We start from the raw sequence: 12250 nt of genomic DNA on the forward strand, positions 1-12250 counted from the left end.
GTTATGCCGACGGCGGACGCCTCGGCGGCAGGATCCGCTCCTCGCTTGCGTTGATTGCAGTGCAACACTGTAATCGCGAGGAGGATCGGATGGACGCAGGCGCCACCGCCAACCCGGGCCCCGAGGACCAGATCGCACTCCCCGACGAGACCGCGCCGTCCGGTGATCGTGGTGAGGCGGCGCTGGACGCCTACTCCCGTGTGGTGACCCGGGTGGCCGAGCGGGTCGGGCCGAGCGTGGGAAGCCTGCGGGTGCGCACCTCGCGTGGCGCCGGAGCCGGTTCCGCGGTGCTGTTCACCGAGGACGGGTTCCTGCTCACCTCCGCGCATGTCGTCGAGGGACGTCCAGGCACCGGCCGGGCCGGCGAGCCGGTCGGCACGGTGGAGTTCGTCGACGGGACCGAGCGTGCCGTGGACCTGGTGGGAGCCGACCCGCTCTCCGACCTCGCCGTGCTGCGGGCCCGCGGCTCCACACCGCGCCCGGCCGAGCTCGGCGACGCGGCGACGCTGCGGGTCGGCCAACTCGTCGTCGCCGTCGGCAATCCGCTGGGGCTGACCGGGAGCGTCACCGCCGGCGTGGTCAGCGCCCTGAACCGCTCGCTGCCGACCCGCTCCGGTTCGGCCGTGCGCGTCGTGGACGAGGTCATCCAGACGGACGCCGCGTTGAACCCGGGAAACTCCGGCGGGGCACTGGTCACCGCCGACGGCCGCGTGGTCGGGGTGAACACCGCCGTTGCCGGCGTCGGGCTCGGCCTGGCCGTCCCCGTGAACGCCACCACCAGGCGCATCCTCGCGGCACTGATCCGGGATGGCCGAGTCCGCCGCGCCTACCTCGGTGTGGCCGGTGCCCGGGTGCCGCTCCCGCCGGCCCTGGCCGAGCGGACGGGGCAACGCCACGGTGTGCGCCTCGCGGAGGTGGTACAGGGTAGCCCAGCCGGGCAGGCCGGACTGTTCACCGACGATCTCGTCCTGTCGATCGCCGGGACGCCCGTCGCCGGCCCGGGCGATCTCCAGCGACTGCTGACCGAGGACACCGTCGGACAACCCGTCGAAATGACAGTCTGGCGTCGCGGCGCCCTCGTGGACGTCATAGCCGTGCCCCGGGAACTCGTAACCCCGTAGGGCACCGACCCGGAGAAGCCGGCAGCGGAACGGGGCCTGGCGCCGGGGCGGCCGGCTGGCGGGCGGTGCGAGATCGACGGTTCGGCCTCGGCGCGTGATCGGGCGGTCCATGGCCTACTGTCGGGGAATGCCCCGTCCGACGCTTGGCCACGGTCACGACGCGAGCGGTGATCCGGCTCCGTCGACGGCCTTGACGCCTTCGAAGGAGCGTTCCAAGCCGTCCGCGCGCCGGCAGGGGAGGGCCACCCCGGCCACCCCGGGCGCCGCTGCCGGCCGGGCCGTCCCGGCCGCCGCGGTGCCGGGGCCGCCCGAGGAGCCCCATCGTGCCTTCCTCGGTGTCTCGTACGCGTTCGGCATCGTGGCCGGGCTCGTGCTCGGGGTGTACGGCGTCGTTCTGGTGCCCTCCGGCCCGCGGCCGGGCGGGACGCTGATCTCCATCGGCCTGCTGCTGGCGCTTTTCGGTAACACCGGGGTGCCGTTTCTGGTCCGCTGGCTGACCGGTACCCGGCTCGGGGCGATGATCCCGCTTGTCGGCTGGATCCCCGTCGTCCTGCTTCTCGCCGCGTCGCGTACCGAGGGCGACCTGCTGCTGAAGGCGACCGCTACGGGCTACCTCTTCCTGGGGATAGGCGTGTTCGCGCCGGTGGTCGTGGCCGTGTTCGGGCAGGCGCGGCGCGGCCTGACGGCGCTGCCKCCGCGTCCCCCGACGGTGCCCCCCCGCTGAGGGCGGCCGGGAGGAGCGTCCGCGCGGTCGGCCGGGTGACGGTGGGGCCGTGGGCCCTGCCGGGGTTGTGCCGATGGTCACCGAGGTGTCCCGACAGGGCGGTGGGGCCACTTCCGCCGCTGTAGCGTTGCCGCCGTGGCCAGCCCCGCGCGCCAGCCCCTGCCCGAACCCGCTCCGGCGGAGACGGCCCGCGCGCAGCCGTGYCCGGCCGAGCTCCAGCCCGGGCCCGACCTCCCCGCCGCCGGCTCCCTGGACGGCCCGACGGCTCCGGACGGATTGGCCGTGCCCGACGCGGCGGCGTTCCGCCGGGTGGTCGGCCGGTTCGCGACCGGTGTGACCGTCCTGACCACGGTTGTGGACGGGCACCAGCTCGCGATGACGGCCAACTCCTTCGTCTCGGTCTCCCTCGACCCGCTGCTCGTCCTCGTCAGCGTGCGTCAGGACGCCCGGTTCCACGCCCCGCTCCTCGACGCCGGGGTGTGGGGGGTCTCGATCCTCGCCGCCGACATGGATCAGGCGTCCCGCGACTTCGCCCGCCGCGGCGCCGACCGGCCCACCGACGACGGGTACGGGGGCGACGGGCGGTCCGGCGGTGGCGGGGGGCAGCTCCTGGGCTGGCGGTACTCGCTCGGCGCGCGGACCGGGGTCGCCCTGCTGGAGGGCGCGCTCGCCGTCCTGGAGTGCAGGACCGTCGCGACGCATCCGGGCGGTGACCACACGCTGGTGATCGGAGAGGTGGTCGCGCTGGCGGCGCAGCGGCCGGATGCCGCTCCGCTGATCTTCTACGAGGGCTCGTACCTCTCGGTCGACCAGCCGGCTCGCTCGCGCCGGGCCAGCTCGTCCTCGTAAGCCTTCAGTTCAGGCGGGCGCGGGCGGCCGCGGCGGCGTGCCGGGCGGCCGCGGCGGCGGCGGGTTCCACGGTGGTGACCGCGTCGGCGAAGTTGGTCAGGTCCGTCGCGCCGCCGAGGAAGTCGCCCAGCCGGACGCGCAGCTCGCCCCGCTCGCGCCGCAGCACGGCGGGGTGGCGGGGCAGCAGGAGCGAGAGCTCCACCGCCCACAGCCTGGTGCGTGGGACGTCGGTGCGTGCCGCGAGCACCCGGATGTTGCTCAGGACCCTGGTGAGCAGGTCCTCCGGGGTCATCGGGGCGAGCTGGGCCCGGGTGAACGCCGCGCCGGCCGCGCGCACTCGTGCCGCCGCGTCGTGCACCGTCATGATCTCCCCCCCGGCGTACGGGTCGACGAGGACGTTCTCATGGGGCGCGCCCACCGCGACGATCACGTGGCCGGGCAGCCCGACGGCGTAGGCGGGGACGCCGATTCTGCGCGCGACCTCGATCCACACGATGGACAGCAGGATCGGCAGGCCGCGGCGCCGGCTGATGACGTCGGGCAGCAACGAGGCCCGAACGTCGTCGTAGTCGGACTCGTGCCCGGCGAACCCGGCCCGCTCGCCGAGGGACTCCCGCAGCGCCTCGGCGGCGGCGCGCAGGTCGAGCCCGGTCAGCGTGCCCCCGCCGGCGTCGGTGCCCGCGTCGGCCGCGGTGCCCCGCTCCGCCGGCGCCCCGGAGGCGGCCCCGGGAACCGCCCCGGAGGTGGTCCCGGCCCCGGAAGCGGCCTCAGTGGCGGCCCCGGCCCCGGAAGCGGCACCGGTGTCGGTACCGGCACCAGCCGCGCCACGGCCCCGCGGAGCGGCCCGGCGGGCCGCGAGGAGGGCGGCGGTGTCGGCGGCCAGGGCGTCGAGGGCACGGGTCGTCTCGGCCGGGTTCGTCTCCGGGCCGGCCTCGGCGGCGATCAGATGACACGCGAGTGCCAGGTCGACGGGTTCGCGGCGGACGACGGTGGCGAACATCCGCCTGCTGTGGGCGCTCACCGCTGGACCTCCACACTCGGGCCGGCGCCGCCCGGGTCGGCGCCACTCGCGTCCCGGTCGCCGCCATTGTCCCCGGTATCGTCGTCACCGGCGTCCGGGTACTCTCCATCCGCGTCGGCGCCGACCTGGCCGTCCGTGCGGAGAGCGGCGGGGCGATCTGATTCCGTGATCTGATCGTTGCGTTCCGCAATGTCGTGGCGAGGGGGCGTTCCGGGCTGGTCCAATGGTGTCGCCCGACCGGGGGGCCGAGGATTGGCCCGCCGGGGTGTCAAGGGCACGACACGCGCCGCTACGAGGRATTCCTCGGGCACACTCACTGTCGTACCGTCGGTGCGGCGGAGGCGGAGTTCGCCTTCCGACCAGGACTCAAGCGTGCCCAGAACATCGCTCAGGGGGAGCGGACCAGAGATACGGCGCCGGATCACGACCCGGGAGCCGATGTCGGCCGKAGTGATGTGGACGACATACACCACTAGTGCACGCCCTTGTTGTCGACACCGAACGGTCCAGGTCGATACTAAGGAATCAGTCGCCCGTGAGCTCGAGGAGGAACGTCCGGTGACCTACGTCATCGCGGAGCCCTGTGTTGATGTGAAGGACAGGGCTTGCATCGAGGAGTGCCCGGTCGACTGCATCTACGAAGGCGGACGGATGCTCTACATCCAGCCTGACGAGTGCGTCGACTGTGGTGCCTGTGAGCCCGTCTGCCCGGTTGAGGCGATCTACTACGAGGACGACGTCCCCGACCAGTGGAAGACCTTCACCGACACGAACGCGTCGTTCTTCGAGGAGCTCGGCTCGCCCGGCGGCGCCTCCAAGGTCGGCGCCCTCGACTTCGACCCGCCCACCATCTCCGCGCTGGCTCCCCAGGGCGAGTCCTGACCGGTTCAGGGGAGTCGGCGAGACCGTCCCGGACGATCAGATCGCCGGGACGGTCGCGGGTGCGGCTGCCCGACTTCCCGTGGGACCACCTGGTCTCGTACAAGGAGAAGGCGCGGTCGCATCCGTACGGGCTGGTGGACCTGTCGGTGGGTACCCCGGTCGACGCGACGCCGGCGGTGGTGCGCCATGCCCTCGCCGGTGCCGCGGACTCTCCGGGGTACCCGCTCACCGCAGGTACACCTGATCTTCGCGAGGCGGCCGCCGGCTGGCTGGCCCGCCGGCTCGGAGTGCTGGTGGAGCCGTCCGCCGTGCTGCCGGTGCTGGGCACGAAGGAGCTGGTCGCCCAGCTTCCCTCGCAGCTCGGCCTGGAGCCCGGGGACCGCGTCTGGGTGCCCACCCCGGCCTACCCGACCTACGAGGTCGGCGCCCTGCTCGCGCACTGCGAGCCGGTCGTCGGCCCCGCCGAGGGTGTCGCCCTCGTCTGGCTGAACTCGCCCGGCAACCCGACGGGGCGTGTCCTGTCGGTGGACGAGATGCGCGCGGTGGTCACCTGGGCGCGTGAGCGCGGCGTGATCGTCGCCAGCGACGAGTGCTACATCGAGCTGGGCTGGGAGGCCCGCGCGGTCTCGGTGCTCCACCCGGATGTCTGCGGCGGCTCCCACGAGGGCCTGCTCGCCGTCCACTCGTTGTCCAAGCGCTCGAACCTGGCCGGGTACCGGGCCGGGTTCGTCACCGGTGACCCCGAGCTCGTCGACGGGCTGCTCCAGCTCCGCAAGCACGCGGGGCTGATGATGCCGTCGCCGGTGCAGGCGGCGGCGACGGCCGCGCTCGCGGACGACATGCACGTCGCCGACCAGCGCGCCCGCTACGCCAACCGGCGGGCGGTGCTCGCCGCGGCGCTCGCCGTCGCGGGCTTCACGATCGACCACAGCGAGGCCGGTCTCTATTTGTGGGCCACCCGCGGCGAGGACTGCTGGGCCACGGTGGACGCGCTGTCCAGCGTGGGTGTCCTGGTCGCACCGGGGAGCTTCTACGGTGAGTCCGGCCGGCGGCACGTGCGGGTCGCGCTGACCGCCCCGGACGCCCAGATCGCCACCGTTCCGGAGCGCATGACCATGCTCCCCGCGGCAGGCGCCCCGAGCGGCGCGCAGGCCGCGCCGGGCTGGGGCCAGCAGCCGGCCGGCTACCCGCCCGCCGGGCCGCCCGGCCCCGCGGCTTCGGGGCCGCATCCGGTGGGTGCGGGCCGCGGCGGTGACCAGGGCTGGTCCTCCGGCCGTCCGTCCGGGTACGGAGCGGGTGAGCCGGCGCGGGCCGACCAGAGCTCCGTCGGTTCGTTCGACCGGTACCGGTCGAGTCAGCCCGATCCGGGCGCCCGGCCGTCCCAGGACTACCGCCCCACCCAGGACTTCGGCTCGGCCCAGGAGTACCGCCAGCCTGAGGAATACCGGCAGCCCCAGGACTTCCGGGGAGGCCGGGACGTCCGCTCGGGGCAGCCTGGAGATCCCTACCGGGACCCCCAGGGCGCCCACCGTCGGTCGGGGTCGTACTCCGGTGCCGGTGAGGGTGCCGCCGGGCAGGGCACGCCACCGCCGTACCAGACGGGTCAGCTGCCCGTCCCCTCGTATGAGAACGGCGGCGGCAGCGCGCCGCAGCAGCAACCGCAGCTGCCTTACCAGACCGGGCAGATGGCCGTGCCGCCGTACCAGACGGGGCAGATGCCGGTCCCGCCATATGAGACCGGGCAGATGCCGGTGCCGCCGTACGAGACCGGGCAGATGCCGGTGCTGGTGCCGCCGTACGAGACCGGGCAGATGGCCGTCCCGCGACCCGGTGGTGGCGAGCAGGGAGACCGGAACACGCCGGGCTGGGGCTCGGAGCCCGACGTCCGCTGACCGCCGCGGCCGCGAGCGCCGCTCACCCCGAGACCCGTAGGGTCTTATCCGTGAGCAGCGTGAGCGGAGCAAACCCCAGCCCATCGGACGCGGGTGTCACGTCCGGCGAAGTCGTGTCTCCCCTGGACCGGGCCATCGACGACCTGTGGGAGCGTCGCGGCGAGCTGACGCCGGAGGACACCCAGGCCCGCAAGGTCATCGTGGGCGCGGTCGACGCGATCGACGCCGGTGAGGCCCGGGTCGCCCAGGTCGCCGCGGACGGCAGCGTCGTCGTCGACGAGCGGGCCAAGCGGGCGATCCTGCTGTCGTTCAAGGTCCTGCCGATGGTCGAGTCGGCCGCCGGGGACTTCCACTTCCATGACCGCGTCCCGCTCAAGACCCGGTTCGACGGCGTGCGGGTGGTGCCGGGCGCGATCGTCCGCTGGGGCGCCCACGTCGAGCCCGGTGCCGTGCTCATGCCCAGCTACACCAACATCGGCGGCTACGTCGGTGCCGGGACCCTCGTCGACACCTGGGCGACGGTCGGCTCGTGCGCCCAGGTCGGGCGCAATGTCCACCTCTCCGGCGGGGTCGGCCTGGGCGGCGTGCTCGAGCCGCCGAGCGCGGTGCCGGTGGTCGTCGAGGACGACGCGTTCGTCGGCAGCCGCTGCATGGTGGTCGAGGGCGCCCGGGTCCGGCGCGGCGCGAAGCTCGGCGCCGGGGCGATCCTGACGGCGTCCACCCACGTCTTCGACGCTGTGACGGGGGAGGAGTACCCGCGCGGGGAGATCCCGGAGCGCGCGGTGGCCGTCGGCTCCAGCCGGGTCCGCTCCTTCCCGGCCGGCGAGTTCGCCATGCCCTGCATCCTCGTCCTGCGCACTCTGGACGAAGGCGAGATCCACGACAAGCTCGCGCTGAACGACATCCTGCGTGAACACGGCGTGGCCTCCTGACCGTCATGGGCCTCGATCTGGCGCTGCCCGTCGGTGAGCTGACGCGTGTCCTCGTGGACGTGCCGTCGGTCAGCGGCGACGAGGGCACGCTCGCGACGGCCGTCGAGGAGGCGCTGCGCTCCCTCGGCGGCCTGGAGATCCTGCGGGACGGCGACGCGGTGCTCGCGCGGACCGGCCACGGCCTGCCCGCGCGGGTGCTGCTGGCCGGTCACCTCGACACGGTGCCCGTCGCCGACAACCTCCCGGCCCGCCTCGACGGCTCCCGCCTGTACGGCTGCGGGACGTCCGACATGAAGGCCGGGGTGGCCGTGATGCTCCGCCTGGCTGCGCTCCTCGGCACCCCGGCGTCGGGGTCGGCGCCGGCGCCCGAGTCGAGGCCGGGGCCGGTCTCGGGGGCGGGGGCGGGGGCGCGGCACGACGTCACCTGGGTCTTCTACGACAACGAGGAGGTCGCGGCCGCCCGTAACGGGCTGCGCCGGCTCGCCGAGCGGCACCGCGACTGGCTCCAGGCGGATCTGGCGATCCTCATGGAGCCCACCTCCGGCGAGATCGAGGCGGGCTGCCAGGGCACGCTGCGGGTCGTGGCCACGGTGCCGGGCCGCCGCGCGCACTCGGCCCGCTCCTGGCTCGGGGAGAACGCCATCCACCAGGCCGGGGAGCTGCTGACCCGGCTGGCGCGGTACCGGCCGCGGTCCGTCACGCTGGACGGCTGCACCTACCGGGAGGGCCTCTCGGCGGTCCGGATCGACGGCGGCGTGGCCGGCAACGTGATCCCGGACAGCTGCCGGGTCACGGTGAACTTCCGCTTCGCCCCCGACCGGGACCCGAAGGCCGCGCTGGCCCACGTGGCCGAGGTGCTGGACGGCTACGACCTGGTGCTCGACGACAGCGCCGGCGGGGCCCCGCCCGGGCTGTCCGCCCCGGCCGCGGCGGCCTTCGTGGCGGCCACCGGGCGGGCCCCGGTGGCCAAGTACGGGTGGACCGACGTGGCGCGGTTCGCCGAGCTGGGCATACCGGCGCTCAACTACGGTCCCGGCGACCCGAACCTGGCGCACACCCGCGACGAGTACGTCGAGGTGGCGGTGATCGAGGAGACGGAGCGCGTGCTCGGCTCCTACCTGGTCGGCCGCGGCACGCCCTGAGCTTCGGGCGTCCGGGCGGATCTGCGTATGGTGCGGACGTGACTCGGCCCGCCCACCCTGATCCGCCGGGCGGCGGATCGACGTCCCAGCCGATCGTTCCGACAGCGGCCGCGCGCCCAGCCGGTGATGGTCCGGCGGACGTCCCCCCGCCCGTTCCCGCCGTCGAGCCCGGGCCCGCGGTTGCTCCCGCGGCCGCGGTGTCCAGGCGTACCCGGCGGGGTGGCGGGCCTCCGCCCGAGCAGCGCCGCGGCCCGGTCACGGCGCGGCGCGGGCAGGTGGAGCACTCCACCACCGACCAACGCCTGCTCGACACCCGCAGCCCGGCCTCGTTCGTCCACAGTGACCCGTGGCGCGTCCTGCGCATTCAGAGCGAGTTCGTCGAGGGCTTCGGGCTGCTGGCGGATCTGCCCCCGGCCGTCACGGTCTTCGGGTCGGCCCGGGTCGGCCGGGACGAACCCGAGTACGAGCTGGGACGCCGGCTCGGTGCCGCGCTGGCCGACGCCGGCTACGCGGTGATCACCGGCGGCGGGCCGGGCACGATGGAGGCGGTCAACCGGGGGGCGCAGGAGGCCGGCGGGCTCTCGGTCGGCCTCGGCATCGAGCTGCCCTTCGAGCAGGATCTCAACGACTGGGTCGATCTGGGCGTCAGCTTCCGGTACTTCTTCGTCCGCAAGACGATGTTCGTGAAGTACGCCGAGGCCTTCGTCATCATGCCGGGCGGGTTCGGCACCCTCGACGAGCTCTTCGAGGCCCTCACCCTGCTGCAGACGGGCAAGGTGACCCGGTTCCCGGTGGTGCTCATGGGCACGGCCTACTGGTCGGGCCTGCTGGAGTGGCTGCGCTCGACCGTCCTCGGCTCCGCCCGGATCAAGCCGGGCGACCTCGACCTGGTGACCATGACCGACGACGTCGACGAGGCCGTGCGCCTGATCCTCGAGGGGACCGGCCGTGCCGGCCCGCCCGCCGCGGCCACCTCCGGCGACGAGACCACCAGCGAGGTCGGCGGGGCCGCCGCGGCCGGTGGGGCGCCCTCGTGAACGTCTGTGTGTACTGCGCGTCCTCGGACCACATCGATCCCGCGTTCGTGCTGCTCGCCGCCGAGGTCGGCACGGAGCTCGCCCGGCGCGGGCACGTGCTGGTCTCGGGCGGCGGCTCGGTGTCGTGCATGGGCGCCCTCGCCCGGGCCGCGCGGGCCGGCGGCGCGCACACGGTCGGCGTGATCCCCGAGACGCTGCTGGCGATGGAGGTCGGGGACACCGACTCCGACGAGCTGATCGTCACCGCCACGATGCGCGAGCGCAAGGCCGTCATGGACGACCGCGCCGACGGGTTCCTGACCCTGCCGGGCGGGCTCGGCACCCTCGAGGAACTGCTCGAGATCTGGGTGGCCGCGGTGCTCGGCCTGCACGCCAAACCGGTCGTCATCCTGGATCACGACGGCGTGTACGCGCACCTGCGCATGCTCGTCGAGGACCTGGTCGGCCGCGGCTTCGTCCGCCCGCCGGCCCGCGACATCCTGATCTGGGCGACCAGCGTGCCCGAGGCCTTCGACATCCTCGAGGCGGGCGCCGGCGCGGGCCGCGGCGCCGCCCGGGTGCCCACACAGGGCGAGGTCGCCGAAGGCGAGTAGCGCACCGCCGGCCCAGGCCGGCGCGCCTGGCGGTGCTGGTCCGGCCCGGCTCAGACCACGCCGCGGCGGGCGATCCGCAGGTCGACGTCCCCGCGCAGCGCGGAGACCATGCGCAGCGTGCGCCAGGTGGCGGCGACCTGGTGCGCGCGGAAGACCCGGGCTCCCAGCCAGGCCGCCACGGAGGTCGCCGCGAGCGTGCCCTCCAGCCGCTCGTCCACGGGCGCGTCGAGGACCTCACCGACGAAGTCCTTGTTGGACATCGCGACCAGCACCGGCCACCCGGTCGCGACCAGTTCCGGCAGGCGGCGGGTCGACTCCAGCGAGTGTCGGCTGTTCTTGCCGAAGTCGTGCCCTGGGTCGATGAGCACCCCGTCCGGCCGGGCGCCCAGCGACACCGCCCGTTCGGCCAGCGCTGTCGTCGTGGCGGCGATGTCGGCGACCACGTCGTCGTAGGCGATCCGGTGCGGACGGGTCCGCGGCGGCAGGTGGCCGGCGTGGGTGCAGACCAGCCCGGTGCCGAACTCGGCGGCGACCTCGGCCAGCTCCGGGTCGACCCCGCCCCAGGCGTCGTTGAGCAGGTCGGCGCCCTCGCCGGCGACGATCCGTCCGACCGCGGCGCGCCAGGTGTCGACGCTGATCACGACCTCCGGGTGGCGGGCCCGCACCGCCGAGACGAACCCGCCGACGCGGCGCAGCTCCTCGGCTGCGTCGACCTCTTCGCCCGGGGCCGCCTTGACCCCGCCGATGTCGATGATCCCGGCTCCGGCGTCCACCGCCGCGTCGACGGCGGCGAGCGCCTCGGCCTCGCCGTAGGTGGCCCCGCGGTCGAAGAAGGAGTCCGGCGTGCGGTTGACGATCGCCATCACGACCAGCTCGGACGGCGCGAACACCCGCGACCCCAGGCGCAACGGCCGCGCCGGCACCGGCCCAGCCGCCGGGCCGGGTGCGTCGGTCGGGCGGGGTACGTCGGCCGGGCGGGGCTCGCTGGTCGGGAAGGCGTCGGCGGGCACCCCGCAACCCTGCCAGAGACCGCGGGCCGGCGGGATCGCCCCGGGGGCGGCGGGTGGATCCGCTCGGCCCACCCGGGCATGGCACGATCGACGGCGTGGTGCTCGCAGTGGAGATCGTGCTTGTCGCGGTGGTCGTCTTCGCCGTCGCCGCGCTGGCCGTCGGCCGGTTCGACCGGATGGCGCCGGCCGTGCCCGACGGACCGCACACCGGCCTCGGCGCGCGTTCCGTGGCGGCCGACGACGTGGCGGACGTCCGGTTCGGCATGGCGGCCCGCGGCTACCGGATGGCCGAGGTCGACGCCGTCCTGGCCCGCCTCGCCTACGAGATCGCCTGGCGTGACGAGGAGCTCGCCCGCCGGGACGGCGAGCTCGTCCGGCTCGCGGAGTTCGCGCATCTCGGCGTCGGCGGTGACGACGACGCGCACCCCGGCCCAGCCGCCGACCTCGACGCCGACCTTGACGCCGACATGGCCCGGCCCGGCGATGTCCAGACGGAGCCCGCCGGGACCGAGGCGGTGCGGGATCCTGCCGCACAGCATGATTCGACCCGGCATGATCTGGAAAAGCTTGATCCGGAACGGCCTGCCCCGGAGCGGGCGGATGCCACACGAGGGGACACCCACGGCCCCGAGGCCTCGCCGTCCGGGGAAAATGGCCGTGGGTAACCGTAGTGAATCACACCAGAGTCCCTCGTTCGGAGCCGCCAGAGGCCCTCTCGGGCCACCGAAACCACTACCTCTCCGTGACCGTTGTGATTCCCCGCAGGGACGTGTTTCGGTTTGCGGGTCGGTCTCCGGGATAATCGTCGTCAGACGCAGGTCCGACGGCAGGAAGAGGTGCACCGATGGCGGCCATGAAGCCGCGGACGGGTGACGGTCCGCTCGAGGTCACCAAGGAGGGGCGCGGCATTGTCATGCGCGTCCCGCTCGAAGGGGGCGGCCGACTCGTCGTCGAACTCACAGCCGACGAGGCGAGCGCGCTGGGAGACGCTCTCAAGATCGCGGTCGGTTAGGCTCGGTGGTCACCTACCCCCGGCCCGGCGGACGG

Annotated in this window: 14 protein-coding genes; 11 read left to right on the forward strand and 3 right to left on the reverse strand. The window is 74.3% G+C overall.

The genetic code is table 11. The features are described 5' to 3' along the window. The first annotated feature begins 89 nt into the window (after positions 1–89). From BBK14_RS00780 to BBK14_RS00790, 3 genes are all read left to right on the forward strand, one after another. Entirely contained in the window at positions 90–1121 is a 1032-nt protein-coding gene (locus BBK14_RS00780) for a S1C family serine protease (RefSeq protein WP_071059310.1), read from the forward strand. A 190-nt stretch (positions 1122–1311) separates the two neighbouring features. After that, the gene (locus BBK14_RS00785) at positions 1312–1845 is read left to right on the forward strand and encodes a DUF6113 family protein (protein WP_235013557.1); all 534 of its coding nucleotides are present in this window, start codon (positions 1312–1314) and stop codon (positions 1843–1845) included. Between the two features lie 135 nt (positions 1846–1980). Continuing rightward, complete coding sequence (locus BBK14_RS00790) at positions 1981–2694, forward strand: flavin reductase family protein (protein WP_071059311.1); 714 nt, start codon at positions 1981–1983, stop codon at positions 2692–2694. Between the two features lie 4 nt (positions 2695–2698). Here BBK14_RS00790 and BBK14_RS00795 read toward each other — a convergent pair whose 3' ends face one another. Both BBK14_RS00795 and BBK14_RS41860 read right to left on the reverse strand, forming a co-directional pair. Continuing rightward, entirely contained in the window at positions 2699–3715 is a 1017-nt protein-coding gene (locus BBK14_RS00795) for a transglutaminase family protein (protein WP_071059312.1), read from the reverse strand. Continuing rightward, entirely contained in the window at positions 3712–4188 is a 477-nt protein-coding gene (locus tag BBK14_RS41860; RefSeq protein ID WP_420849107.1) for a putative acetyltransferase, read from the reverse strand. The genes BBK14_RS00795 and BBK14_RS41860 overlap by 4 nt, the downstream gene beginning before the upstream one ends. Before the next feature lie 85 nt (positions 4189–4273). Between BBK14_RS41860 and fdxA the strand changes: the two genes are divergently transcribed. From fdxA to BBK14_RS00830, 6 genes are read left to right on the forward strand one after another with little or no spacing between them, the layout of a single operon-like run. After that, positions 4274–4597, forward strand: a complete 324-nt coding sequence (fdxA, locus tag BBK14_RS00805; protein ID WP_018502185.1) for a ferredoxin — start codon at positions 4274–4276, stop codon at positions 4595–4597. A 59-nt stretch (positions 4598–4656) separates the two neighbouring features. Next, a complete protein-coding gene (gene dapC / locus BBK14_RS00810; protein WP_071059314.1) occupies positions 4657–6489 on the forward strand; it encodes a succinyldiaminopimelate transaminase in 1833 nt (610 codons plus the stop codon). A 59-nt stretch (positions 6490–6548) separates the two neighbouring features. Next, positions 6549–7421 carry a 2,3,4,5-tetrahydropyridine-2,6-dicarboxylate N-succinyltransferase gene (locus tag BBK14_RS00815; RefSeq protein ID WP_083390616.1) on the forward strand — a complete coding sequence of 291 codons (873 nt, stop codon included), beginning with the start codon at positions 6549–6551 and terminating at the stop codon, positions 7419–7421. Positions 7422–7426: 5 nt separating this feature from the next. Beyond that, the gene (gene dapE, locus BBK14_RS00820; RefSeq protein WP_071059315.1) at positions 7427–8563 is read left to right on the forward strand and encodes a succinyl-diaminopimelate desuccinylase; all 1137 of its coding nucleotides are present in this window, start codon (positions 7427–7429) and stop codon (positions 8561–8563) included. 38 nt (positions 8564–8601) lie between these two features. Beyond that, on the forward strand, positions 8602–9600 hold the full coding sequence (locus BBK14_RS00825) for an LOG family protein (RefSeq protein ID WP_241831018.1): 999 nt from the start codon (positions 8602–8604) through the stop codon (positions 9598–9600). After that, on the forward strand, positions 9597–10193 hold the full coding sequence (locus tag BBK14_RS00830; RefSeq protein WP_020458522.1) for an LOG family protein: 597 nt from the start codon (positions 9597–9599) through the stop codon (positions 10191–10193). Before BBK14_RS00825 ends, BBK14_RS00830 begins: the two co-directional genes overlap by 4 nt. 50 nt (positions 10194–10243) lie before the next feature. On the opposite strand, the gene folP is transcribed toward BBK14_RS00830, so the two are convergent. Beyond that, on the reverse strand, positions 10244–11203 hold the full coding sequence (gene folP / locus BBK14_RS00835) for a dihydropteroate synthase (RefSeq protein WP_198541130.1): 960 nt from the start codon (positions 11201–11203) through the stop codon (positions 10244–10246). A 53-nt stretch (positions 11204–11256) separates the two neighbouring features. On the opposite strand from folP, the gene BBK14_RS00840 reads away from it, so the two are divergent. Together BBK14_RS00840 and BBK14_RS00845 are read left to right on the forward strand one after the other, a co-directional pair. Further along, positions 11257–11868 (forward strand): DivIVA domain-containing protein, encoded by a 612-nt coding sequence (locus BBK14_RS00840; protein ID WP_071059317.1) that lies wholly within the window; start codon positions 11257–11259, stop codon positions 11866–11868. Positions 11869–12047: 179 nt separating this feature from the next. Next, positions 12048–12215, forward strand: coding sequence for a DUF3117 domain-containing protein (locus BBK14_RS00845; protein WP_006544345.1), 168 nt, complete (start codon positions 12048–12050; stop codon positions 12213–12215). Positions 12216–12250 lie beyond the last annotated feature (35 nt).

Origin of the sequence: Parafrankia soli, assembly GCF_001854695.1 — a bacterium.
Taxonomy (GTDB): Bacteria; Actinomycetota; Actinomycetes; order Frankiales; family Frankiaceae; genus Parafrankia; species Parafrankia soli.